This is a genomic window from Photobacterium sp. TLY01 (assembly GCF_021432065.1).
Taxonomy (GTDB): Bacteria; Pseudomonadota; Gammaproteobacteria; order Enterobacterales; family Vibrionaceae; genus Photobacterium; species Photobacterium halotolerans_A.
The window spans coordinates 965,169-989,647 of sequence record NZ_CP090364.1; the positions used below are offsets into that span (position 1 = coordinate 965,169).

Sequence of the window (24,479 nt, forward strand, 5' to 3'; positions counted from 1 at the left end):
TAGTTAAGAGTTTACGTTTATTAGATCATAGTTTTTAACAAAGTGCGATCCCGCCCTGGGGTCAACGTCGAGTGATTCAGCCCATATTTCTCTCAATTCGGTTTGCAATTTAGTCCAAACTTCATCTTTGGTGGTACCAAACGATCGCACTTTGAATTCTGCAAGTTTTTTACGGTCCACTTTACCGTTGGCCGTGTAAGGAAATTCTTGGAGCTCTTTGATTAATACTGGCATCATATAATCAGGTAAGCATTCGCCCAACTTAACGCGTAATTGGTCGGTAGAAACATTAGATTTCGGACCTTTAACAAAAGCTCTGATCTGTTTTTTATCGTCAGCTATAACTACACACCCTGTGTAAAGGTCTAATCGAAGAATCGTGTTTTCTATCTCACCGAGCTCAACTCGAAATCCTCGAATTTTAAGCTGATTGTCCCGACGACCAATAAAGTTAATGTCACCATTATTGTCCCAAAAGCAAATATCACCCGTCCGATACGTTATGCCTGCTTTTGAATTCGATTCAATCGGGGCAAATCGTTCATTAGTTTGATTAATATCTCGTACATACCCTGGTCCAACTCCTTTCCCTGCTATATACAATTCACCTTGTTCGAGAGTCTGGCAAGGCTCGCCTTTTTCATTAATTAGGTAAACCTGAGTATTATTGATTGGCTGTCCAATGACTTTGTTATTGCAGCCTTGCTCTAGTCGTTTAAAGGTAGCCAGCACAGTACATTCAGTAGGCCCATATATATTGACCAAATTTGTCTGTCCGGACCAATGATCGATCGCTGCACTGTCGCAGACATCGCCTCCGGTGATGATGTATTCCATAGATGGCCATGAATACTGCGGCATTGCCGATAACATTGCTGGTGGTATGAAACAGTGTGTGACTGACTCTTCCAAGATTAAATTGTTTAGTTGTTCGAAGTCATGTCGCTGTTCTGATGAAGGTACAATAAGTGTCCCCCCAGTTGTAAATGTAGGGAAGATATCTAATAGAGATGCGTCGAAGGAAATTGTTGTGAACTGAAGACAACGAGAATCATATGATAGATTCGTTTCTGTGATATACCAGTGACAGAAATGAACCACATTCTGATGAGTCAGTTGCACTCCTTTTGGAACACCCGTTGAACCTGACGTATAGATCACCACAGCATTTTGACTTGTGTTTTCTTCGTATTTAAACGGTGTCGCTGTTGTTCCAATATTTGTATTTTGCTCTATGGCGTCTATTGAAGTAGCTCGCGTTTCTGTCTCAAAATTTAACTTCCCAATTAATAATTGTGGTTTGGAGCCTTTCAATATGTTCTTAATTCGGTCTTCAGGGTACTCGGGGTCGATAGGCACATAACAAGCATTTATTTTTAACACTGCCAGAATCGTTGCATATAATTCGATTGACTTTGGTAATGCGATTGCTATTACTTGTTGTTCTGCACAACTACCTGAACGCAGGAGGTTTTGAATATTTGACGCATATCTTTCAACCTTACCTTCCAGCTCTTTGTAAGAGATCGAGGTATCACCAAATTTGACCGCTGCCTTTTGGGGGAACAACCTAACCGTATTTTCAAAAGCTTCGTATAAACCTTGATAATACTTTCCGTTCTCGATCGTCTCATTTGACTTGTGCCAAAATTTTAATTCATGAAGGTCAACCTCTGAATAGTGCACTAATTCATCACTAGGAATTGTGTTATCTTTGGTTAAACCTTGTGACAAGCGTGTTAGCGTCAAAGAAACACACTGTTCTACAACTGTACAAATTTCTTTGTGAATATCTGCCCCATTATGTGTGAATCCGTACTTTATGACTGACTTAGTAATTAGCACCAACTGCCCGTCAAATGGTGCTAATGTAGAAACAATGTATTGTTCATTATCACTCTCATGAGCCACGCTAATATACACTGACGACCTTGAACCTAAATCGATGTCATCAGGTTGGTAACGCTTAAGAATGAAATCGACCTTCATTGAGTCTTCAATTTCAGAAACAGTTTCGTCGGGTTTTGATGAAATAATGTTATGACCAAGCTCGTAAATAAGATTGGTTAGTTCATGCGAGCAAGGACACTTGCTATCAAGTGCAATAGAATAAAGTTTCATTGTCTTTCCATGATCTATGAATATTGGGCGAGAAGATTTCGGGTCGGTGCGTGCTCAAAAATGCCTGACGCAATTAGGAATCGGCGGATATTTGCAACCATAGGGTGCTGTCCAGTAATAGGGTACCCACTGTAACCCTCCCTACTTTAATGGCAGCCTAAATTAGAGTTTTTCCTGCTTTCGTACCTTGCTAAGTATTCCCACGGGGTCAGATCATCCAGGGCATCATGAGGGCGTTCATCGTTATATTCCTTCATCCATTGTTCGGTTAACTCTCGAACTTCACTCAGCGTTTTAAAAACGTACATATCGAGAAGTTCTGTGCGATAGGTTCGATTAAAGCGCTCAATATATGAGTTCTCAGTGGGTTTTCCTGGTCGAATAAATTCAAGTTCAACTCGATTTTCTTCGGCCCATTCGGCTAACGCTGTGGAGATAAATTCTGGACCATTATCCATCCTGAGTTTGCCGGGCATCCCGCGCCACGCTGTGATACGCTCCAAAACCCGGATGACTCTTGGGGCTGGTAAATTTAAGTCCACTTCGATGGCTAACACTTCGCGGTTAAAATCATCGACAACATTAAACGTACGAAAACGTCTGCCGCAAGCCAGAGCGTCACTCATAAAATCAATCGACCAACAGCCGTTCACCCCGTCAGGACGTGCCAGCGGGACTGGCTCCCGTTTCGGTAACCGCTTTTTTCCTTTGCGCCTCATATTGAGCTTGAGTGAGCAGTAAACACGGTAAACGCGCTTGTGGTTCCATGGATATCCCCAGCGTCTGAGAACTTTAAATAACTTGCCAAAACCATAAGCAGGATATCGCTCTACGGCTTCTTGCAACTTGGCGATGACCTCATCATCTCGATGAGGGTCTGGTTGATATCGATAGACAGAATCACTGATGCCAACTGCGCGGCAGGCCATTCTGAGACTGACCCGAAATTGCTGACGAACATACTCCACGAGTTCGCGTTTAACCGCTGGCTTTACAGCTTTTTTTCCAGAATATCTTTCACAATACGATGCTCAAGGCTGAGGTCAGCGAACATCTGCTTGAGTCGGCGATTTTCATCTTCAAGCTCTTTCAGCCGCTTCACATCGGACGCTTCCATACCACCATATTTCGATTTCCAGTTGTAATAGGTAGCGTCAGAGATACCGTATTCACGACAGACTTCGTTGACCTTACGGCCAGCCTCCACTTCCTTCAGGATCTTCACGATCTGTGTTTCTGTGTAGCGTGATTTTTTCATCATGCGTTCTCCGTTTATTTCAGTGTAAACGGAAAAGCTCTAATTACTAGCGACATGTTTTTCGGGGAGGGTTACACCACCAACAAGGTTTTCAAGTACTTTAGCTTTAACGACATCTGGAAGGGATAGTTGGTTGATCAACGCTGTATCAAATTCTTTCTGGATATCATTTGTAAGATATTCTTCAAGAAATTTTGGCAATGCAGACCCAATAGCCAATCGAGATGATTCATCAATCTCGGCCCAGTAAATCTTGACTAGCTCTGTCCAAAACTTTGAGTGGCGACCTTCGTCTGCAAGATGATCTGCCATAATACCCTTAATTGAGCGCTTAACACTGTCGTCACTAGCAAAAGCAGCAACGTCAGAAGTTACAGTGTTCTCAGAGATGGCCACAGCAATCAGTTCAACACCGGCTTTATGGTTAGCGTCATCTAATGAGGCGATTGCTTTCGGGATTGCTCGACTAAGCTCAATTTCATTAAATACCTGAAAGGGCTTTGAACCAGTTTGTTGTTCCATCTGATTCTGGAAATCCATTGCAACAAATGCGTGGTAGTCTTCATCAATAACAACTGACATTGCGTCATATCTAGCCTCGAATGAGAACTCGAAAGGAAAACGGCCTTTAGCAATATCTAGTGCCGTTTTGTTAACGATTTCAGTCTCAAAAATTACAATATCATTGATATATTTGTATAGGCTTTGAAGCAAAATCGTATTTTGTACCTCTAAACCCAACTTCTCAATTACCGGATCAAAGCACAATGGCTGTCTTTCCTTTGGGTAAAATGAAAGTTCATCATCCTCAATAATACGTCTTGGTCTTGTCCGGATTGTCGCTCGTTGTTCCCATGAATTTGCGTGTGATTGATAAGCCATTTTATGTTCCCTTTCAACTGCGTTTTTCGTTTATTTGTTTAGTAATAGTGAATTTCTAGAAGGACACACCCGTCGTCGCTTTTGAACGGTCCATGATGAGTACCTGCTGGTCTTATAAAGTATTCACTACTGTGTATTTATGCTTTAGTTCTAAGGTGTCTTTATTGAGAAGAATTTGGTCACCCGAAACCAGATATACCTCTTCATGGTAATCATGAAGAAATACTTCCTTGGTCCCAGCACCAGGGTTAAAGCGAACAAAGCGTGTTCTTATCCCAGTTTTCTTTTCAGTATCTAGGGTGTCTTCGATAATGATCTGTTCGATGCCAGGGTCAAAACCAGTCGGGATAGTCCAATTTTCTGAAGGGATATTTAAAATTTTTTCCATAATTTCCAAACTCAGTGTGTATTAAAAAGAAGGCCTTGCTTAGTCGAGCCAATTAAAGGATTCGTACTGATCCAAAAATGAAGAAACCGCATTTAGAGTCGCCTGCAGAAGAGCTTTTAATGAGTCACTATTAATTGAGACGCCAAAGTAACTTACCTGTAAATTGGATTGGATCTCAACGTAAGTGACGGCTCTACTTTCAGTACTAAGCCCCAGCGTATGCTCAGAATAACCTTTGATATTTATATCGATATCGAAGGCTTGTTTTATGCCATTAACCAAAGCACTCATGATTCCAGAACCAAGCCCTTCAACATCAACTCTGCGCCCCTTGTGATTTAAAGTTGAAATGATACATAGCTCACCCGATTCAGACTTGCTTTCATAATCTATAAGTTGAAGATCTGGTTTATCTAAAACGCCATATGACTCTCGAAATAGCCGCCAAATTTCATTCAGGTTCATTTCGCAACCCGAGTGATTAGTAAATGATTTAACCTTTTCGCTGAAGTCGATTTGTAGTGGCCTAGGAAGCTTCAATCCGTGGTTCTGCTCTATGAGCCAAGCTGCACCACTTTTGCCTGATTGGTTATTTACCCGAATTACCTCTTCATAAGCACAACCAATATCAATGGGATCAATTGGTAGATATGGGACATCCCAAGTGACTTGCCCCGTTTCAAACCGCTTTGCAAACCCTTTTTTAATAGCATCCTGATGTGAACCTGAAAATGCCGTAAAGACCAACTCACCCGCATATGGGTGCCTAGGATGTACCGGAATTCGATTACAATATTCAGCTACTTCCACGGTTTTCTTGATATTTTCAAACTTAATGTTTGGGTTAACACCTTGGCTATATAGGTTCATGGCCAGTGTTACTAAATCAACATTCCCTGTTCTTTCACCATTGCCGAACAAACAGCCTTCAATTCTCTGAGCGCCACCAAGAACACCAAGTTCAGCTGTAGCAACGCCAGTACCGCGGTCATTGTGTGGGTGGATACTGATAGTTACATTATTGAGATCGCTAAAATTTCTAATGAATAGTTCGATCTGGTCGGCAAACACGTTCGGTGTGTTGACTTCAACCGTAGTCGGTAGGTTTAGTATTAATTGTCTGGATTCATTAGGGCACCATAAGTCTTTTACTGCTTCACAGATCTCTAAGGCAAATTCAAGCTCTGTAAAGCAAAAGGTTTCCGGAGAGTATTCCAAACACCATGTAGTTTCCGGTTGTTCCTCACATAGCTGCTTAATCAATTCAACAGCGTCTAAAGCAAGCTGAATGGTTTTTTCTTTTGAATTTTGAAAAACCACATCCCTAAATACGGGAGCGGTGGCATTGTAGACATGAACAATTGCCTGTTTTGCTCCTCTCAAAGAATCCATCGTCATTCGAATCAGATCCGGACGTGCCTGAGTAATTACTTGAACCCAAACATCATCAGGTATGTGGTCCTTTTCTATTAGCTTACGGACGAATTGAAACTCAGTATCTGACGCAGAAGGAAACGCGACCTCGATTTCTTTGAAACCACATTGCACAAGATGGTCGAAATACATAAGTTTTCTATCGTGATCCATAGGGTTAGCCAGGGCCTGATTTCCATCCCGTAGGTCGGTTGAGCACCAACGAGGTGCTGCTTCAAGTCGCTTGCTAGGCCATACTCGTTCCGGATTAGATACAATAGATGCTGGTGTATATTTTTGAGATGGTTCAGAAATCATGTTTGCTACCTCGTTTAGTTCAGTTTCATTTTAAAGTTGAGAACTGAATTTGCTTTCGCGTGAGGGACATGAACTTTGTCTTAATAGACAAGCTTCTTTTATAAAACTTGAACTATCCTAGAAGTATCGACATCGATTTTTAGTTTGGTCTCTTACTACTGTCCACTTCTTTAAGACCTCAGCAGCAATGCTGGGGTTTTCTTCAATCTGGGAGACCAAATTTAGGGGGGGTAGCTCCAATTGGCAGAGCAGCGGATCCCAAAACGCATGCCTGAACTGCCATTGGTGTCGGAAGTCTGAGTGATGCCAGACAATCAAGCGGAAGCAGGGTTCTCCTGATTGTCTGGCACAGGTCTTTGCAGAGATTCAATCCCAGTCAATGTGATTGCTGAGCAATCTCCGACGTGGTGTATTTATCCACGATCCCTTGCAGCCTTTCTTTAATCTGCTGATTCTGCTCTACATCAATCTGCTGCTGGAGCTGCATCAGGGTATTGCTGTCCAGCGCGCGGTAACTCAGAGAATTGGCGGCGACTTCAAGGGTGGTGACATTTGCATCATCTTTGAGAGTCTGCAACAAATAGTCGGTGGCATCCGAGCCGGGAACAAACCGCAGGGCATGGGTAGCCCGCTGACGAATGTCAGCATTGGTTTGTTCGGTATACGTTTGCAAATCCCCAAAGCTCAGGTATTGCCCCATATTGCCCAGCACCGTCAGATGATGAAGGGTGGCCGAGGTATCGGGTGCAGTCTTGAGTTCCCGCAATTGTTCAGAGACATAAGCGTTGGCCGTTGTGCTGTCTTCCACGCCCATGCGCTGAACCATGGCGCTTTTCGCCAGATCGACATTGGCTGTCATCGACTCCGCTAACTGGCTGTTGCCGACCATATTCGAGAAGCGTTCAAACGTTTGTGTATTGCCCTGCGGTGACAGTGCCAGCGATGCCATGATTGAGGCTGCTGCCTGTTTCTCGTTCATCCGGGCATTCAGTGTGGTCAGCATAGCCTCCTGTGAAGCGCGGCTGGCGACTGTACTCAGTGCACTCAGGTACAGACTGAACCCTGGTTCATGAGTGCCAAATTTCGCCAAATCATCCGTTAGCAGATCCAGATCGCCGGGATAGGTGCGGGCAAAGTTTTGCAGCAGGGCGCTCAGCTGACTTTCTGCTTTGACTCTCTCGAGGCCATCCAGAGACAGCATGGCATCATAAAGATCTTTGATTTCCTGATAGGCCTCTTCGGCAGAGGTGCTGGCACCCTGAGTTGCCTGCTCTGAGTGTTGTTGTTCATCGCTCGCTTCGTCCAAAGTGCCGGCACCTTGGCTTACTTTGCCTCCGGTGGAGAGAAACACCTCAGCGGCGGTTAACTCGATCTGACGCTGCGACTGGACCTGTTGGATCAGGGCGAGTTCAGTCTGGCTGATGTCCTCAGACCATGATGTCAGGTTCAGAATCAAGCGATTGTTATTGCTTGCCAGCGGCTGACCGTTAAGCAGGTGCTCGACGCTTTCATCAACCGACAACGATTGCAGCATACGATGTTGCTGATCCCAGCGGGCCTGGTGACTGAACGAGTAGATGGGCCTGAGTTTGTTTTCCAGTCCACGGGCCTGATCTCCACTCACTTGATCATAGACGGCTTTTTCCAGCTCACGGCGTTTAAATAACGCGTAACTGTCGGTTGCCGGCGTCGGTGCTGTGTCCGGCTGCAGGCTGTAGAAAGCAGTGAACTCGCCGTTGTAGTCTTTTTCTGAACGTTGCCATTGTGTGTTGGCGCTGAGTGTTTCAGGAACAATGTGCTGCATCATGAAGGCAATAGTTTCCATGGACTTCAGCGACGGATGGGGCTGTGACAAATAGACTTCCAGGATCTCTCCTTCAGGGGAGCTGATGAACTCTATCCCTTGCTGTACCTGCTGGCGCAGAGCTGCCACTATCTCTGGATTGGCCTGCTGATTGACGGCGGCGGTAATGTCCGGCGCCGGCATTCTGATCAGTTTATAGATGTGATCATCCCGGGTTTGCCGGTACTGGAGCATGTCGCCGCTGATATCGAATCGGATTGTTTGCTCAACCGTGGTGCCAGGGGCTGAAAAAGCGATATCGGCACTGTATTGCAGCGCAAAGACTTGTTTGGCAAATGCCTCAGAGGCGGTGTTCTTACTGTGTGAAGACGCTGTGCCTGTGTGCTGAAAAGCCGGAGGATGACTGTTCGGGTTGGCTGGCGTAGCGGTTGGCTGGGCTGAGGCAGAACCGGATTCATGGTCAGGTACGGCGGAAGCGGGCGATCCCGAAAGACGAAACAGCGCGGCGCCGGCGGCTATGCAGCTGACCAGCACCAGAATAAAAAGTAATTTGTTCTTCATAGACTATTGACTCATGACACAGAGATGCTCCCCGCATTCTGGATGCGGGGAGGAAGGGCGCTGAGATTACTGAACGGGCAGGAAAGTGTTTCCTTGCGCTAACGTTTTCTCAAAGGTGTAGCCAGGCCATTCATAAATGGTCAGTTTGTACTTGTCGTTCACTGAGCCGTAGATATTGCCACCGGCCAGGTTGGCGGTGTTGGTAATGCCGTAACCAAATGCAAAGCCGTTCTGCGGCGCATCCCAGCGGCCATAGGTTTCAAAGGCCAGATCATCTGAGATAATAGACACTTCACCACCGAGAGAGATTTTATTCAGCAAAATGCGGGCGGAGGCTTCAGTGAATCCTGTCACATCGGCGCTTGGCACGGCTTTGGCGGTCAGTGCCAGGTTGTCGTAACCCGCTTCCAGTGCCACGTTGAGCTTGGTTCTTACACCGACACCAACATCCAGAATGACAGGTCCCAGTGGAATACCCGCATACAGGCCAAGATCCGGAATCGGCAGGATCGGCAGATCTTTCTTCAGGGATGGCCCTTCTTCAGCAGACATAGTGTATTCCTGAGAAAGGATATCGGTACCCATGACATTGACGCGTCCGTCAACGCCGAATTGCGCCGTATTGGTGGCAGTGGCACCCGCAGTGACAGAGGCAACCTGAATATCATTGTTCAGTAGCTTGCCATCAATACCGGCAACACCTTCGACACGCAGGCAGCTGCTGCGGCCTTGCACGTTCAGATAGCCTTTAATGGTGGAAGAGGCCAGATCCTGTGAGGAGTCATCCACATCTTTGGTGTAGGAGCCGCCGAAGCGGGCGTCGACAAGCGTCTCACCTGAAGCAACACAGTCGCCATACAACGAGGCGTGAGCAACCGGAGTCAGGCTGAATAAGGGTAAAGCGATGATCGCTAATTGCTTAAATTTGGCCATAAAGGTTTCCTTATAAAATAGGCGTGTTAACGCATCTTGAGGTTTTTCTGAATTACACAAACTTGGTGGATACCTTTAGAAAGTATGTTTACGCTAAATTATTATTATCTAATGTTATAATTATCTGACTGACATTGTTTGTGATAAATAAGGAAACTAATTGTCAGGTATGTATATTTACCTGTTCTAATAAAGGGGTTTATGTTTTGTTTGTTGTTTTTTTAGCGTATTGATCGCTGTTTTTTATTCTTTTGCTGAAATTATCAAAATGAAAAAATAAAGTCCATATAATTTTCGTTCGAGCGTGTTTTTATCTGATTGATGCTAATGTGAACAAAGGAAGTTAAATGAAACACCCGTTGATGAGTTGTTATGAATGCTAACGAAAGAGGCTTGCTATGGGGATAAACGGGCTATTAATGAAAACTGAGTTATTTAATTTATTATTATTTAGCGATAGCTAATGTTTTGGTAAATAAAACTATCGGCTTGGTTTTTATGTCATTAGGCGGATGGTGCCGATTGTCAGTGTTTAACGTTGTGTGAAAATCTTTTTCCTTCTGAATAACCTTACCTTATCCCTGATCCTGATACCGGATATTTTTACCATGGCTAATAATTGAAACGACTGAGTCATCAGTGAGTCACTACACTGTCTGTATTGTGTCGCTTGTATGCAGACTAATGACAGGTATCGGGCGTTGTGTCAGAACTAAGTGGACCTTACTGGCCTTAGTGCCGGTATGTATTGCTGCGCCTGTGACTCACTCGGCATGGCGCACTGTCGCCTCGGCAGGATTGCATGATACCCGGGTTGCCGAGGCAGATTCAGATACCCTGGGCGTAAATCTTGGTCTTCGTCTCTCCTATACCGGTGCTGAGCATCTGGCCGGGCAAACCGGGGTGATAGCTCATTATGATCACGATATTGATCATCTGGACCCGGATCACGACCCTTTTTGGTTTATGGCAAGCGGCTCGCTCTCTCAGCCCATGATTCGTCTGGGTCATTCTGGGGTAACAATCGGCTGGCGGACAGATGTCAGCTGGCTTCAGAATACGGTGTTCGGGTTGGAAGAGACGCTGCAGGCACAATTGGGGATCGGATTGGATTATCAGCGTCAGGCTGACGCTGTCGGACTGGCGCTGGGCGGTGGCTACTACGGGCTGGAATGGGATGATGATGTCCCTGAAGCCCGCGGCTATAGCCGCGAAGCACTGAAGCGCAGCAGTGACGCACTCGTCTGGAAGCTGTTTTTTCAGCGTTCAGTCAAGACGGAGCTCAGCTGGGACGGGTACTGGCAGCAGTGGCGGGATCAGGATGACTGGCTGGAAAATCAACTCTTTCTGGCAATTCATTACCCGGTAAACCATTCTGTAATGGACAGCCTGAATGTGTCAGTATCATACACCCGCTATAATCTGGCGCCTTACCGTCTCCAGGGTAAAGCGCCGATCCTGCCCTGGGACGAGAACCTTTTATTCAGGCTCTATGCCGAGATCCCGCTCGCTTGGTAAGATTTCGAATGGTGGTTCTGGCGTCACCGCTAAGGCTTGCAGCAGGTTGTTTGCCATGGCTTCAGACGCCAGCAAACCCCGGCAGTTGGCCCAGTGATTGCTGTCAACTTCAATCAGCTGCCCGCTGGAAACGGCCTTGAGCGATTGCCAGGCGGGTTGTTGCTGCCACTGATTCAGAAGACTGTCTGGCTGCAGATGGCCAGACAGCAGAATGTCGGGATCCATGCTGGTGATATCGTCAAAAGTCAGCTGTCTCAGCGCTCTGTCTTCTTCGCCGACTTTCTCGGGTACCGTCAGCTTGAGCGCTTTCAAGACGCCGCCAGGATAGGCGGCTCCGGAATAGGCATATAAGCCATTTTCGGATGCCACAGCGAAAAGCACACTTCTACCCTGATAGTCGCTGAGTGCGTCTGCCGCACCTTGCATGATGTTTTGGTGCTGCAGAAGCCGTGCCTGCATCACCTCGGAATGGCCTGCGATATCACCAATCTTCAATGCGACATCCAGATTTTCCTGATAGGTCTCACCGCGGGATGCCAGCAGTACAGTCGGGGCAATCTGGCTGAGTGCGGCATACATCGCCTGATGCCGGTTCACATCGGCGATAATCAAATCCGGCTTCAGCGCGGTGATTTTTTCCAGGTTCGGTGTCGCTCTGTCACCGACAGAGACCCAGCCCTGCAGCTTCGCCACGACCGCAGGGTGCAGATTGAGCGGATCATTGTCATCGGCAATCCCCACAGGACTGAGGTCAATCGCTGCCAGTGCATCAGCGAAGGCATATTCCAATGTGACAATTCGCTGGGGCGGTGTGTCCAGGGTAAACGGGTTCCCAAGACTGTCAGTGATGGTCGTGGAAAAAGCTGTGGGGCTGGTAAAAAGGAAAAGAGAAAAGGTTATCCAGCGCAAATATCCCAACAGTGACATGGTACTCCCTTAAAAGTCAGAGAAAAATTTTACTTTTACTTGATAATGAAGTGCTTTTCATTGCGCGTCATTCTAATGGCTTTTGTTGCCAGTACAAGGGGGAGTGGTGGGCCGGCCATGAGTATTGGATCGTGATCAATGCCTGTTGCGCATATTTTTCTGACAGCAGAGAAGTGAGAAATACACGACATTCCTGCGTATGAAAATGCGGCATACTCATGCTAACACATTGAATTTCAGCTCATCTTAGCTAGCTTTTACCTTACGGTCTGTCTTGGAGTGGCGTTAAATGAAATCTGTCTGGTCTTTACCCTTTCTGGTGCTGGCGCTCATGTTACTGGCCGGGTGCGATCATCGGCCATCGTCGCAGGCACTGGGGACTCTGGAGCGCGATCGTATTACATTGACGGCCACGGCAAATGAAATCATCCGCGAGATGCCCGTCGCAGAAGGTCAGCCAGTCACAGCCGGAGAGGTGCTGGTCAGGCTGGATACCACCCGGCAAGCCGCGACGCTGGCGCGAGCCAAGGCTGAGCAGGCCAAAGCAGCGGCCTACCTGCTTCGGCTCACCAATGGCGAGCGGGTAGAAGATATTGCAGCAGCAAAGGCGCAGCTTGAGCAGGCGAATGCCCGTTTGACGGACGCGGAAAAAACCTATGTGCGCCGTGAGAGTCTGGTGCGTCAGAAGTTGATCAGTGTGGCCGAGCGGGACACGGCAAAAGCTGAGCGGGACAGTGCCAGGGCGCAGGTGGCTGCGGCGCGGGAAAATTTCACCAAGCTGACCCGGGGCGAAAGAATTGAAGATATTCAGCAGGCGCAGGCGGAACTGGAAGCAGCAAAAGCCAATGTGGCTCTGCAACAGCGGATTTTCAATGATCTCACGGTCGTAGCAACCCGCGATGGTATTTTGGACAGCCTGCCCTATAACCTGGGCGAGCGGGTGCCCATGAGCGCTGTGGTTGCTGTCATTCAGGCCAGCAGTCAGCCTTACGCCAGAGTCTATGTCCCTGAACCTTACCGGGTTGCCTTGCAGCCGGGCAGTACGGCAAAGGTATATGTCGATGGCGTTTCAGAACCTTACGAAGGCACTTTGCGCTGGATAGCGACTGAGCCGGCCTTTACCCCTTACTACGCACTGAATGAAGATGACAGGGCGCGGCTGGTTTATCTGGCGGAGTTCGATTTGTCGGATGCCGGATCCTTACCTTCCGGCGTACCGGTTCAGGTGGAGATGTCTTTTGAGTGATCTGGCAATCAAGGCAACCGGTCTGACGCGGCGGTTCGGCGATTTTACCGCCGTGAACAAGCTGAACCTGCATGTTCCCAAAGGCAGTATTTATGGTTTTCTGGGGCCAAATGGTTGCGGTAAATCCACCACGCTGAGGATGTTAACCGGGCTGCTGAGTCCCAGTGAGGGAGACATAGATGTGCTTGGGTTGCGCATTCCCGAACAGGCGGAAGCGCTCCGGATGAAAATTGGTTACATGACGCAGAAATTTTCCTTGTACGAAGATTTGTCAGTCAAAGAAAACCTGCAGTTTATCGGCCAGATTTTTGGCTTGCCCGCCAGAGCGCTGAAACCCAGGGTGGCAGAGCTCGGCAGCGTTTATCACCTGAATGAATTGATGAAACAACGGGTGGGCAGCATGAGTGGCGGGCAGAAACAGCGGCTTGCCCTGGCAGCGGCTGTGATGCATAAACCCGATTTACTGTTTCTGGATGAACCGACCTCTGCGGTAGATCCCCAGTCGCGGCGTGATTTCTGGGAGCAGCTTTTTGACTTGTCTGACGCAGGCACCACCATTTTGGTGACCACTCATTACATGGACGAGGCTGAGCGCTGTCATGGCCTGGCAATTATGGAAGCCGGTGAAATCAAGGCAGACGGCCCGCCTGATGCCTTAATGGCGCAGATGGGGGTCAGTGTGGTGGAAATCAAAGCACCGGGACTTCGGCAGATCAAAGACAGGCTACTGGCTCTGCCGGCTGTGGTGTCTGCTGCCCAGTTAGGGATCCGCTTGCGTGTCTTGGTGCGCGCAGATGAGCCTGATCCTGTGGCCTGGCTGAAACGTCAGATTCCCGAGCTGGCGCAGGCTGAGCTGGATGCCGTTCGCCCCAGCCTGGAAGATGTATTCGTCACCAGCACGGGGCGCAAATGATGAATGCTGTCACCGCCAGTCTGATCAGAATGAAAGCAATTCTGGTGAAAGAGTTTCGCCAGCTGTCCCGGGATAAAATTACCTTCGGCATGGTGGTGATGATCCCCCTGATACAGCTGTTGTTGTTTGGTTTTGCCATTAATACGGATGTACGCAATATCCCCGTTGCGATTGTGGACCAAAGCCAGTCGCAGTATGGCAGGGTGATTACCGAAGCGGTGAAGGCCACTCAGGTGGTGACTGTAGTGGCCCGTTATGCCACACCCAAAGAAGGGGAGCGAGCCATTACCGCTGGGACAGTCCGGGGTGTACTGGTGCTGCCAAGGGATCTGGATCAGCGGCTGGCACAGCACAGAAAAGCCGGGCAATGGCTGGTGGATGGCTCAGATACCATGGTCAGTTCTGCCTTGCTGCAATTACAGAATATGCCGGTCGATCATCTGGTGTCGGATTACAAAGCGCAGCAGTCGAGTGTGATGACGCCGACCTTCGAAGTCGCGCTCTATTTCAACCCGGAGCGGCGAACGGCGGTCAACATTGTGCCGGGCCTGCTGGGCGTCATACTGACCATGACCATGATTTTGTTCACTTCTGCGGCGATCGTCCGCGAGCGGGAACGAGGCAACCTGGAGCTGCTGATCACCACGCCCGTGCATTCCCTTGAACTCATGATGGCAAAGATCGCGCCTTATATCGTGATCGGTCTGATTCAGGTGGTGATTATTCTTGGGCTGGGGCACTACATTTTTGCGGTGCCGATCAATGGTCCGGTCAGCCAGATTCTGTGGGGCACCTTGCTGTTTATTGCGGCCAGCCTGACCCTGGGACTGGTGATTTCGACCATTGCCCGGACTCAGCTGCAAGCCATGCAGATGACGGTGTTTATTCTGTTACCTTCGATTCTGTTATCCGGCTTTATGTTCCCGTATGAAGGAATGCCCGTGCCTGCTCAGTGGATTGCAGAGATACTGCCTGCAACCCATTTTATGCGGATGATCCGGGGGATCGTGCTGCGCGGCGCCGATGTGGCCGTCTTGTGGAAAGATGCGCTCTGGCTGCTGGGTTTTACCCTGTTCGGATTGCTGCTGGCTTCCTGGCGGTTTAAGAAAACGCTGGACTGACCCGGATCCCATATTCGCAACATCCTGAGTCTTTGGTGGAAAATGACATCGCCAGGAACGATGGCGGACTGATATCATCCTGTGCGTTGAGTCGGGTCGCCAAATATTCGGATATCAGGGGGTAATGTGGGTCGAGGCGTGTTTCTGTCAGTGATGTCTTCTTGTCTGTTCGGGGCGCTGTATTACTACTCAACCTTGCTCGATCCTCTCAATGGTGAAGCGATTTTCAGCTGGCGTCTGTTACTGACGTTACCTTTTCTCACCGCCTTTCTGCTGCTCAGTAAAGAATTGTCGCAGGTGGCTGCCATCGTGTCGGCCGTCCGCCAGCGTCCTCTGTTATGGCTGGGCTTACCCTTGTCGGCATTTTTGCTGGGTGTTCAGTTCTGGCTCTTCATGTGGGCCCCGATCAACGGGCGCGCGCTGCCGGTCTCCCTGGGCTATTTCATGATGCCGCTGGTGATGGTGGTACTGGGCCGCTTTGTCTATCAGGACAGACTGAGCGGCTGGCAGAAAATTGCAGTGGCTTTTGCTGCTGTTGGCGTTGCCTACAAGCTTTGGCTTTCAGGAGGTTTATACTGGGAAACCCTGGTGGTTGCGATAGGTTATCCCGGCTATTTTATGCTGCGGCGTAAACTCGGCACAGACAGCCTGGGGGGCCTGTGGTTTGATATGGCGATCATGATTCCGCCCGCCATCTGGTGGTTATTTGTCGAGCACGAAAGCCTGAGCGTTTTTGCTCAGCATTCGCAGCTGAGCTGGCTCATCATGGGGCTGGGTGTCATCAGTGCTTTTGCAGTCGGCAGTTACATTGTGGCGAGCAAACTGCTGAGCTTCAGCCTGTTCGGATTATTGAGCTATGTAGAGCCTGTGTTGCTGGTGGTGGTGTCACTGGTGCTTGGGGAAAGTATCGGCGAAGGAGAGTGGCCGACCTATCTCTTGATTTGGATGGCCGTTCTTTTTCTGATTCTGGATTGTGTGCGCCAGATCATGACCCAGAAACAGGTGCAATTGGCAGTAAAGGTGAAAGAGTGAGGCATGCCTGCGTATTGCAGGCATGCCGGGAAGGGATTAATGATCCAGATACAGGAAGTTCTGCCAGCTCTTCATGCGGATCAAAATCTTACGCATCACCGCCAGATGATGCGCGTGATCTGAATACACGGCGATTTCCATATTGGCCCCTAAAGGCAGTTGGTATTCACTGAGGTCGTCTATCATTTTAAACCTGACCAGCGGCCGGCCCTGACGCATTAACATATCGGTGCCAATCAGTGTGCCTTGCGCCTGTGCCTGACCTTCACCAATCGCGGGTAATACGTCGATAATTTCGGCTTTGAAGGTTTTCCCGGGAATGGCGCGGAAAATGATGTCGGCTTCATAGCCAGGTTTGAGGCGCAGCAGGGAGTTCTGACGGAAAGCACCTATGATGAAGTCATCGTTGGTGTTGATAAAGGTCATCACCGGACGCAGTGGCAGTGGCACCGCCATCATGCCAGGGCGCAGCAGCACCTGAGTAACAAAACCATCCGTAGGCGCGCGAACAGTCGTCGAATCCAGATTAAACCGGGCTTTGGTCAGCTGGGCCTGGATTTGAGCAACAGCCGTGTTCTCGCCATTGATGTTGGACTCATAAGCCAGCTTAGCCCGGCGCTCATCAGCTTGCGCGGCTTCCAGGGCGGCTTCGGCGCTGCGGTAGAATTGCTCACGGTTATCAACATCGGCTTTGGTGAAGGCGCCGCGTTTATAGCCTGTGGCATAACGCTGGTACTGCTGATAGGTGCGATCGCGTTCTGCCTGCGCTTTGATGCGGGTTGCCATTGCCGCTTTGTAGCTGGCTTCCTGTCCGAGTACGTTTTGCCGGGTTTCTGCAAGCTGGGCTTCCAGCCGGTCAACTTCGGCCTGGAAAGGCGTGGGATCAATTTTGAACAGTATGTCGCCTTGCTTGAGCGGGGCGTTCGGGGTGACAGGTACCTCAATCACCTTGCCGCGTACGTTCGGCATAATAGGTGTTGAGACAAAATATTCTCCGCCCAGGCTGGTATGCGGGTGATTATAGTTCATGAACAGAACCAGGGCACCGACAAGGACGATACCGCCAAGTACCGCAGTCGGCACTGTCCATTTATTTAGCGGAATACGGAAAACTTTGAAGATAAAAATACAGATGGCCGCGTAAGAGAGGACCAGTAACGTTTCCATTATTGATTACCCTCAGTGTTATTATTGCTGTTATTCATAGGCTGTTGTTGTTTTAACGCGGTAAGTTCTGATTGCAGTAGCTGGAGTTGCATTTCCATTTTGGTTAACTGGGTCTGAAGTAATACCTGCTCATCATGAACCTGTTTGAACCCCCAGCCTCTTTCTTTACGCCACAGGGTTGCCCATATCCATAAAAATGGCCACAGAGCATGTAATGTGAATAAACTTACCCAGCCAGCATAGTGAATGGCATCCTGATGAGGATGTTCTCGCTCTTTGGCAATCTCGTAAGGAATATCGTGAATAGCTATGATGCCGTAAAACAAAACAAGGGCTACAAAAATAAGTAATCCCAATGCAAAATAATCCAAGAACATATATTTACCGTCAAATTTGAACCATGATCTCAAGAATATAGCTAATAAATAAACTTAGCAATTATGAGGTTATTTGTCTTTCAGGTTTAATTCAGATTACATCAGGCCAGCATGAGAAGCTGGCCTGGAAATATAGTATCAGATTAATTGCATAGTTCAGCTATTAAGATGCATCTTCAGCGGCTTTTTTTGCCTGATTAATCCAACTGTTAAACTCTTGCTGGTGAGACTGAATCCAGCCGTTAACATGGTTTTCTATGTCTTTCTGGGAATTCTGGCCCTGACTCATACGCATATTCTGAGCACTGACATCATTGATATTCAGTGTCATCACTTCAAACAGTTTGGCCGCCGCCGGATTGTCTTCTGCGAACTGTTTGTTGGCCACAATGCGCATGCTGTTCATTTCAAAGCCGTAGTTTTTACCGTTCGGCAGGGCGGTATCCACGTTTTCCCGCTCGCCCGGTAATGACGAAAACGGCACTTCCAGCCATACCACATCTTTGCCCGGTACCAGCACACCGCTGACCCAGTAAGGGGTCCAGGTGTAGTACAAAATGGGCGAGCCATTGCGGTAGCGTGAGATGGTATCGGCAATGATGGCGGCGTAATTACCCTGGTTATGGGTGACTGTGTCGCGCAGCCCGTAAGCATCCAGTTGGTGTTCGATCACCCCTTCACATCCCCAGCCCGGGTTACAGCCGGTCAGATCGGCTTTGCCGTCTCCGTTGGCATCAAACAGCTTTGCCAGCTTAGGGTCTTTCAGCTGACTGATATTGGTGATGCCGTATTGTTCGGCGGTTTTTTTATCAATCAGGTAGCCCTGGGCGGCGCCGGTGATGTAATAGCCTTGGCGGTAGAATTTGTCGTCCCCGCCTGATTGGATGAACTTATCTTTATGGAGTGGTGCCCAGTTCACGGCCAGGAAAGTGGCGTCGCCATTGGCAATCGAGGTGTAACCCACGTTGTAATCCACCTCTTTGGTGGGTCTTACGTCGTAACCCAGCGCTTCCAGCGCTTTATTGACGATCAGTGTCTGGAAGGTTTCTTCCGCTACTGTACTTTGTACGGGCTGTACGGTAACGCCTTCGCCGGGTAAATCGGCTGCCATTGCAGGAAATGAAAAGGCACCGGCCAATATGGCCGCGCTTAGTGAAAGTGACTTCCGGGACCTTGTCATTGTCTTCTCCTTAGGGTTGTGAATGTGTTGTCAGGTTTGGAGCCTCGTCTTTTTTGAACCGACGGTATATGAACCCGATAGGGCCATGTTCATACCAGTGGCGGTAAGATCGGCCACGTTCGGATGCCCCCATCGCCTGTGTAAGCCGGTCGAGCAGGATAGCCAGAATGACAATACCCAGCCCGCCAATGGCTGCCAGGCCCATATCCAGACGACCAATACCGCGCAGTACCATCTGTCCCAGCCCGCCAACGGCTATCATGGAGGCAATCACGACCATGGACAGCGCCAGCATCAGGGTTTGGTTAACACCGGCCATAATAGTGGGCATAGCCAGCGGCAACTGAACCTTATAGAGCATTTGTTTCGGGTTCGCGCCAAAAGAATGGGCTGCTTCAATCAATTCTTCAGGCACCTGACGGATACCCAGAATCGTCAGCCGGATGATGGGGGGCAGGGCGAAAATGATGGTTACCACCACGCCGGGCACATTCCCGATACCAAATAACATCACTATAGGTACCAGATAGACGAAAGCCGGGGTTGTTTGCATCGCATCAAGGATCGGCCTGACAATTCTGGCGGCTTTTTCACTCCTGGCCAGCCAAATACCGGTCGGCAGTCCGATCAGTAAACAAAAGAAGACAGATGTCAGCACCAGCGCCAGCGTGACCATTGCCTGATCCCAGGCACCAATGGCACCAATCAGCAGCAGCGAGACGACACTGGCAATGCCCATACGCGGTCCGGCAATCTGCCAGGCCAGGATCATGATCAGAAAAATCATCAGAAGTGCCGGTGTGTTCTGTAACGTGGTCTGAAAGGCAGTGAGAATGTAATCAATCGGCACACTGATAGCCTGAAACGCTGGCCGGAAGTTAACAACCAGCCAGTTGATGCCGTCTTCGACCCATTGATCAAACGGGATCAGGGCATCCTGAAACGGATGTATCCAGTCGATGGAAGGGTCAACGGGTGTTGAATCTGTGGTATTGAGCCAGTCGGAACCTGAGTTAGGCGTCGAGGTCGCTGGATTGCCCCAGGGATCGGTATTGCTGGTGTCTGTACTGGACCAGGGGTCTTGTGAGGCAGGTGCTGACGGGGTATCCGTTACCGGCGCGGAGGGTTCTGGGCGATTTTCCTGGCTCATATCAGGCCTCCCGATCTAGAGTCTGTAACAGGCGAGCTTTTGTAATAACACCATGATAAACCTGGTTTTCATCGACAACGGGTACACCATAGGGCAGGTTGGCAACCCGACCTATCAGCTCACCCACAGGGGTTTCAGGCAGGAAAGTTACGGTATCGTCCAGCAGTGCCTGAGTCAGGGTTTGACCTGATTTACTGGCCGTTTGCAGTGTGTCTGTCGATACCAGTCCGACATACAGGTTGCGGCGGTCGACCACAATGCCGAACTCCCTGTCATTATCATTGAGCAGTTTCAATGCGGCGCGCGGGCCGTCCGTTTCAGTTTTTTTAATCACAGTGACCTGATGTTTGCGCGCGACGTCTTTGGCCGTAAAGACATGGGTGACATCGACGCCCTTAAAGAAAGATCGCACATAGTCATTGGCCGGGTGATGGAGGATTTCATCCGGTGTGCCTATCTGAACCACTTCACCATTTTGCATAATCGCAATCCGATCGCCTATCCGCATGGCTTCATCCAGATCGTGAGAAATAAAAACAACCGTGCGTTTGTCATCGCTTTGCAACCGGATGAGTTCGTCTTGCATTTCGGAGCGGATCAATGGGTCAAGAGCAGAAAAAGCCTCGTCCATCAGCAGGATGTCCGGATCATTGGCCAGTGCTCTTGCCAGACCGACCCTTTGCTTCATCCCCCCGGAGAGCTCGTCCGGATAGGAGGCTGCGTACGCCTCCAGCCCAACCCGTGCCAGCGCCTGGAGTGCGGTGTCGTAGCGGGTGGCTTTATCGACGCCTGCGAGATCCAGACCGAAGGCGGTATTGTCAATCACCGTCATATGGGGCATTAAGGCAAAGGACTGGAAGACCATGCTGATATTGTTGCGCCGCACGGTCCGTAATTCGTCCTCGGAGATGCTGGCGATGTCTTTGTTATCCAGCAGCACCTGGCCGCTGGTGGGTTCGATAAGGCGGTTCAGCAGGCGAACCAGCGTTGACTTTCCTGAGCCGGAGAGGCCCATGATGACGAAAATTTCGCCCTGATGAATCGTGAGCGTGGCATCTTTGACGCCGACAGTCAGGCCGGTTTTTTCAAAAATGGCGTCCTTATCGAATCCCTGTTCCAGTAACGGAAACGCCCTTTCCGGGGCGCGACCAAACACCTTGCAGAGATTTTTCACTTCCATTTTGACAGTCATAAATGAGGGGGTCCGCTATAAATTCCTTACAGATAAAATGTTTCGCTATCTAAGTAATTATGGCAGCTGATTGAGACAGGGTCGGGTTTAATTTGCCACGTACTGTGTAATCGCTCAGTGCGATTTATTCTTTTTATATTTTCAAAACAAATGAATATGGACGAATTGAGCCGTGCGCTGAGGGTTATTGTGTCTGGTTAGACAACGATTGAATCCGGCCGGTTTTGAGCGGAAGTGTCACCAGAAAACAGTTCTTTTCTGCCGAAGACTGCGATTCCAGTGAAATCGTGCCGCCATGCAGTTCAGCGATGTCGCGGATGATCGACATGCCCAGTCCGGCGCCATCGCCGCGTTCTGTGTTGGCCCGGAAGAATTTTTCGAAGATACGCTCGCGAATTGCTTCAGGAATGGGCTGACCTGAATCGCAGACACGAATCTGGACCTGATCTTCCCCCTGTGTCTGAACTCGGATATTGATGTCCGCATGCCCGCCGGCATAGCGGATGGCATTGTCGATCAGGTTGCTGAACAGGCTGCGCAGAAGCGGCAGATTGGCTTCAACCGTGAGCGAGGTCGGGCCATCAAGAGACAGGTTCTGTTCTTGCCTTAATGCGAAAGGCGCCAGCGAAGCAATCACATCACGCAGGCATGCCATCAGATCAAGCGGCTTGAACGAGAAGCTGTTGCCGCTTTCGACTCTGGCCAGCATCAGTAACTGCTGAATGAGGCGATCAGTTCTGTCGATCCCTTTGAGTATGTGACTGAGGTCATTTTGCAGCTCGGCCGGGTTCTCGCTGGACAGGGCGTTTTCCGCGTTGAGTCGCAGGACAGCCAGCGGTGTTTTCAGCTCGTGTGCGGCTGTGTGGGTAAAACGCTTTTCGCGCACCCAGGCTTTATCAAGCTCTGACAGCAGGTAATTGAGCTGATCAATCAGGGGTTTGAGCTCAACCGTGGGCTGTGACACTCTGATCGCATGCAATTTATTAATGGTTCTCTGTGAGAGGGCTTGCTGGAGTTCTCCGACGGGCTTCATGACATAGTTCACCAGCAGAATAATGGCCAGCGCCAGACAGGGAATCAGCAATAATTGCGGAATGCCGGTGGAAAAAGCAATTTCATCAATCAGCTCATCGCGGATTGCTTGTTTTTCAGCCACCACCAGAAAAGCCGCATCCTGGTTGTTGTCGTGAAATGGCAGACGAATCTGAAAACTTTGCCAGCGCTGGTCATCAAAGGTCATCGGGTGGTAACCAATGTTATCGGGAGTCGACAGCGGGTGCTCGGGTGCGCTGGGAGAGCGCAGTAAAACATTTCCCTGAGTGTCGAACAGCTGGAACATCAGCTTCTGTTCATAGGGGTGGCCGTATGGGGTCGGATCATCGTCACTGACATTGGAATGGGAATGGTTGCTGATGCCCTGATACCAGTCGTCATAAAACTGCGCCATTTGCTCCGGCGGCATTTTCAGCAGTTGCGGTGCACTGAGTGCCAGGAGTTTTGCCGATTGTCCCAGCCGGGCATCAAAGATCTCATCAATTTCATGTTTGGATTCAGCAAAGATCAGGCTCCATGAAATGGCAATCAGCACAGTGGCAGCCGCCACGGTCAGGGTGATCAGCCGTTTTTTGATGGAAAGCACAGGTTTGGTCTCAGCGGTTTTCAATGATATACCCTACGCCGCGAATATTTTTAATCACAGGACTGCCGAGTTTTTTACGGATGTTGTGAATATGCACTTCAATCGCATTATCGCTGGCCGTGTCATCCCAACCGTGCAGTGCTTGCTGGAGTTTGTCTTTACTCATCACCCGGCCCGCCTGTGTGACCAGCGTGCTGAGGATCTTGAATTCATTGCGGGTGAGTTTCACCGGCTGGCCACGAAAGCTGACGTCGTTATTGAGCAGGGATAAGGTGAGTTCCCCTAACTGGATTTCTGTTTCAGTGCTGCCAGACAGCCGACGGATCATGACCCGCAAGCGGGCCAGCAGTTCTTCCAGTGCGAAGGGTTTAACCAGGTAATCATCTGCGCCGCCGTCCAGTCCTTTGACGCGATCGTCTATCCCGTCGCGGGCGGTGAGTATCATCACAGGAAGCTGGTGGCCTGCGCGGCGAATCTGCCGTAATACCTGTAAACCGTCGATATCCGGCAGGGTTAAATCCAGAATCACGGCCAGAAAGTTCTCGGTTTTCAGGGCAAGTTCAACCCCAAGACCATGCTGTAACCAGTCAACGGTGTAACCACGGCGGCTCAGTGAGGCCACCATGGATTCACCCAGCATCATGTCATCTTCGATTAATAAGATGCGCATCGGTTATTGCAGCTCCTTCAGTTTTTGCCGGATTTCCAGTTGTCTTCCCGTATCGGCCAGTTTGCGACCGGGGCGAGGCTTGGCCTGACTGGCTTTCTTCAGATAGTGAATGGCATCATCACGGCGTCCGTTTTGGGCCAGAAAGTCGCCATAAAAGTAATTCGGATCGATACCGTTCGGGTTGATTGCCAGTGCTTTTTTCAGCAGCGCCTCAGCTTTGTCGTCATCACCAAAGCCAATCGGCCAGCCCGGTACCTGATAGTATAAGGTGCCCAGACTGGTGTAGGCCGAACCATCGAGCACATTCGGGTCGGTATGGATCACATCTTCTAACAATGACTTCGCTTTTTTTACCAGTGGCAGGGCACTCAGTCCACCTTTTACGCCGGCCAGGCTGCTCTGATTAATTGCCAGCCAGACTTTGAGATCGGCACGGGTTGGTGCCTGGCGCAGGGCTTGCTCATTTCTGATGATGACCTGATTGAGGCACTTCACTTTATTGTCTTTATTCAGGATATCGTACTGACATTTTGCCCACTGCTGCTGGATATCACTGAGTTCATCTGCAACCGCCAGGCTGCTGAAGCCCATTGACAGGCCGGCGAAACAAGCCATGGCCAGCAGGGATGCGACCGGTGAAAAGGTGAATGTTTTCATATTGCCTCCAAT

General features: G+C 49.4%; 21 protein-coding genes. 5 read left to right on the forward strand and 16 right to left on the reverse strand.

What is annotated here, in order from left to right:
• Window positions 1–3 precede the first annotated feature (3 nt).
• The 7 genes from LN341_RS04835 to LN341_RS04865 form a co-directional block, all read right to left on the reverse strand.
• Entirely contained in the window at window positions 4–2,121 is a 2,118-nt protein-coding gene (locus LN341_RS04835) for an amino acid adenylation domain-containing protein (RefSeq protein ID WP_234204180.1), read from the reverse strand.
• A 146-nt stretch (window positions 2,122–2,267) separates the two neighbouring features.
• Window positions 2,268–3,379 (reverse strand): IS3 family transposase gene (locus tag LN341_RS04840; protein ID WP_234204911.1). Its coding sequence is split into 2 segments (ribosomal slippage): window positions 2,268–3,127 and window positions 3,127–3,379, totalling 1,113 coding nucleotides; the frame shifts between segments, so codons are not numbered across the junction.
• Between the two features lie 39 nt (window positions 3,380–3,418).
• Entirely contained in the window at window positions 3,419–4,261 is an 843-nt protein-coding gene (locus LN341_RS04845) for a diiron oxygenase (RefSeq protein WP_234204181.1), read from the reverse strand.
• Between the two features lie 112 nt (window positions 4,262–4,373).
• Window positions 4,374–4,649: a hypothetical protein gene (locus LN341_RS04850; RefSeq protein WP_234204182.1), complete on the reverse strand. Its 276-nt coding sequence runs from the start codon at window positions 4,647–4,649 to the stop codon at window positions 4,374–4,376.
• A gap of 39 nt (window positions 4,650–4,688) precedes the next feature.
• A complete protein-coding gene (leuA, locus tag LN341_RS04855; RefSeq protein ID WP_234204183.1) occupies window positions 4,689–6,380 on the reverse strand; it encodes a 2-isopropylmalate synthase in 1,692 nt (563 codons plus the stop codon).
• Between the two features lie 376 nt (window positions 6,381–6,756).
• The gene (locus LN341_RS04860; protein ID WP_234204184.1) at window positions 6,757–8,745 is read right to left on the reverse strand and encodes a hypothetical protein; all 1,989 of its coding nucleotides are present in this window, start codon (window positions 8,743–8,745) and stop codon (window positions 6,757–6,759) included.
• Window positions 8,746–8,811: 66 nt separating this feature from the next.
• On the reverse strand, window positions 8,812–9,678 hold the full coding sequence (locus tag LN341_RS04865; protein WP_120510359.1) for a hypothetical protein: 867 nt from the start codon (window positions 9,676–9,678) through the stop codon (window positions 8,812–8,814).
• A gap of 684 nt (window positions 9,679–10,362) precedes the next feature.
• Here LN341_RS04865 and LN341_RS04870 point away from each other — a divergent pair.
• Window positions 10,363–11,196: a hypothetical protein gene (locus tag LN341_RS04870; protein ID WP_234204185.1), complete on the forward strand. Its 834-nt coding sequence runs from the start codon at window positions 10,363–10,365 to the stop codon at window positions 11,194–11,196.
• Here LN341_RS04870 and LN341_RS04875 read toward each other — a convergent pair.
• Window positions 11,158–12,123 (reverse strand): Fe(3+) dicitrate ABC transporter substrate-binding protein, encoded by a 966-nt coding sequence (locus LN341_RS04875; RefSeq protein ID WP_234204186.1) that lies wholly within the window; start codon window positions 12,121–12,123, stop codon window positions 11,158–11,160. The two genes, LN341_RS04870 and LN341_RS04875, sit on opposite strands and share 39 nt — an antisense overlap.
• Before the next feature lie 289 nt (window positions 12,124–12,412).
• On the opposite strand from LN341_RS04875, the gene LN341_RS04880 reads away from it, so the two are divergent.
• The 4 genes from LN341_RS04880 to rarD all read left to right on the forward strand — a co-directional run bounded on the left by LN341_RS04880 (window position 12,413) and on the right by rarD (window position 16,435).
• Window positions 12,413–13,369, forward strand: coding sequence for an HlyD family secretion protein (locus tag LN341_RS04880; protein WP_046219448.1), 957 nt, complete (start codon window positions 12,413–12,415; stop codon window positions 13,367–13,369).
• Window positions 13,362–14,282: an ABC transporter ATP-binding protein gene (locus tag LN341_RS04885; RefSeq protein WP_234204187.1), complete on the forward strand. Its 921-nt coding sequence runs from the start codon at window positions 13,362–13,364 to the stop codon at window positions 14,280–14,282. The genes LN341_RS04880 and LN341_RS04885 overlap by 8 nt, the downstream gene beginning before the upstream one ends.
• Window positions 14,282–15,403, forward strand: a complete 1,122-nt coding sequence (locus LN341_RS04890) for an ABC transporter permease (RefSeq protein ID WP_234204913.1) — start codon at window positions 14,282–14,284, stop codon at window positions 15,401–15,403. Before LN341_RS04885 ends, LN341_RS04890 begins: the two co-directional genes overlap by 1 nt.
• A 126-nt stretch (window positions 15,404–15,529) precedes the next feature.
• Entirely contained in the window at window positions 15,530–16,435 is a 906-nt protein-coding gene (gene rarD, locus LN341_RS04895; protein ID WP_234204188.1) for an EamA family transporter RarD, read from the forward strand.
• A gap of 36 nt (window positions 16,436–16,471) precedes the next feature.
• Here the strand turns inward: rarD and LN341_RS04900 are convergent, their stop codons facing one another.
• The 8 genes from LN341_RS04900 to LN341_RS04935 all read right to left on the reverse strand — a co-directional run bounded on the left by LN341_RS04900 (window position 16,472) and on the right by LN341_RS04935 (window position 24,467).
• Window positions 16,472–17,602: an HlyD family secretion protein gene (locus LN341_RS04900; protein WP_234204189.1), complete on the reverse strand. Its 1,131-nt coding sequence runs from the start codon at window positions 17,600–17,602 to the stop codon at window positions 16,472–16,474.
• Window positions 17,602–17,979: a DUF3302 domain-containing protein gene (locus LN341_RS04905; protein ID WP_120510366.1), complete on the reverse strand. Its 378-nt coding sequence runs from the start codon at window positions 17,977–17,979 to the stop codon at window positions 17,602–17,604. Before LN341_RS04905 ends, LN341_RS04900 begins: the two co-directional genes overlap by 1 nt.
• Before the next feature lie 163 nt (window positions 17,980–18,142).
• Complete coding sequence (gene proX / locus LN341_RS04910) at window positions 18,143–19,090, reverse strand: glycine betaine/L-proline ABC transporter substrate-binding protein ProX (protein WP_370643732.1); 948 nt, start codon at window positions 19,088–19,090, stop codon at window positions 18,143–18,145.
• A 79-nt stretch (window positions 19,091–19,169) separates the two neighbouring features.
• Window positions 19,170–20,309: a glycine betaine/L-proline ABC transporter permease ProW gene (proW, locus tag LN341_RS04915; RefSeq protein WP_234204191.1), complete on the reverse strand. Its 1,140-nt coding sequence runs from the start codon at window positions 20,307–20,309 to the stop codon at window positions 19,170–19,172.
• A gap of 1 nt (window position 20,310) precedes the next feature.
• On the reverse strand, window positions 20,311–21,501 hold the full coding sequence (proV, locus tag LN341_RS04920) for a glycine betaine/L-proline ABC transporter ATP-binding protein ProV (protein WP_234204192.1): 1,191 nt from the start codon (window positions 21,499–21,501) through the stop codon (window positions 20,311–20,313).
• 184 nt (window positions 21,502–21,685) lie between these two features.
• A complete protein-coding gene (locus LN341_RS04925) occupies window positions 21,686–23,164 on the reverse strand; it encodes an ATP-binding protein (protein WP_046219440.1) in 1,479 nt (492 codons plus the stop codon).
• Window positions 23,151–23,810, reverse strand: coding sequence for a response regulator (locus LN341_RS04930; RefSeq protein WP_046219439.1), 660 nt, complete (start codon window positions 23,808–23,810; stop codon window positions 23,151–23,153). Before LN341_RS04930 ends, LN341_RS04925 begins: the two co-directional genes overlap by 14 nt.
• Window positions 23,811–23,813: 3 nt before the next feature.
• Window positions 23,814–24,467, reverse strand: a complete 654-nt coding sequence (locus tag LN341_RS04935; protein WP_370643700.1) for a tetratricopeptide repeat protein — start codon at window positions 24,465–24,467, stop codon at window positions 23,814–23,816.
• Window positions 24,468–24,479 lie beyond the last annotated feature (12 nt).

Bases quoted from the DNA above. Each gene is read 5' to 3' on its own strand.
- LN341_RS04930 (WP_046219439.1), bottom strand. From the start codon at position 23,810: ATGCGCATCTTATTAATCGAAGATGACATGATGCTGGGTGAATCCATG.
- LN341_RS04905 (WP_120510366.1), bottom strand. From the start codon at position 17,979: ATGTTCTTGGATTATTTTGCATTGGGATTACTTATTTTTGTAGCCCTT.
- LN341_RS04880 (WP_046219448.1), top strand. From the start codon at position 12,413: ATGAAATCTGTCTGGTCTTTACCCTTTCTGGTGCTGGCGCTCATGTTA.
- LN341_RS04865 (WP_120510359.1), bottom strand. From the start codon at position 9,678: ATGGCCAAATTTAAGCAATTAGCGATCATCGCTTTACCCTTATTCAGC.
- LN341_RS04890 (WP_234204913.1), top strand. From the start codon at position 14,282: ATGAATGCTGTCACCGCCAGTCTGATCAGAATGAAAGCAATTCTGGTG.
- proX (WP_370643732.1), bottom strand. From the start codon at position 19,090: ATGGCAGCCGATTTACCCGGCGAAGGCGTTACCGTACAGCCCGTACAA.
- LN341_RS04860 (WP_234204184.1), bottom strand. From the start codon at position 8,745: ATGAAGAACAAATTACTTTTTATTCTGGTGCTGGTCAGCTGCATAGCC.
- LN341_RS04850 (WP_234204182.1), bottom strand. From the start codon at position 4,649: ATGGAAAAAATTTTAAATATCCCTTCAGAAAATTGGACTATCCCGACT.
- proW (WP_234204191.1), bottom strand. From the start codon at position 20,309: ATGAGCCAGGAAAATCGCCCAGAACCCTCCGCGCCGGTAACGGATACC.
- LN341_RS04845 (WP_234204181.1), bottom strand. From the start codon at position 4,261: ATGGCTTATCAATCACACGCAAATTCATGGGAACAACGAGCGACAATC.
- LN341_RS04935 (WP_370643700.1), bottom strand. From the start codon at position 24,467: ATGAAAACATTCACCTTTTCACCGGTCGCATCCCTGCTGGCCATGGCT.
- LN341_RS04900 (WP_234204189.1), bottom strand. From the start codon at position 17,602: ATGGAAACGTTACTGGTCCTCTCTTACGCGGCCATCTGTATTTTTATC.
- LN341_RS04870 (WP_234204185.1), top strand. From the start codon at position 10,363: ATGACAGGTATCGGGCGTTGTGTCAGAACTAAGTGGACCTTACTGGCC.
- proV (WP_234204192.1), bottom strand. From the start codon at position 21,501: ATGACTGTCAAAATGGAAGTGAAAAATCTCTGCAAGGTGTTTGGTCGC.
- LN341_RS04835 (WP_234204180.1), bottom strand. From the start codon at position 2,121: ATGAAACTTTATTCTATTGCACTTGATAGCAAGTGTCCTTGCTCGCAT.
- leuA (WP_234204183.1), bottom strand. From the start codon at position 6,380: ATGATTTCTGAACCATCTCAAAAATATACACCAGCATCTATTGTATCT.
- LN341_RS04875 (WP_234204186.1), bottom strand. From the start codon at position 12,123: ATGTCACTGTTGGGATATTTGCGCTGGATAACCTTTTCTCTTTTCCTT.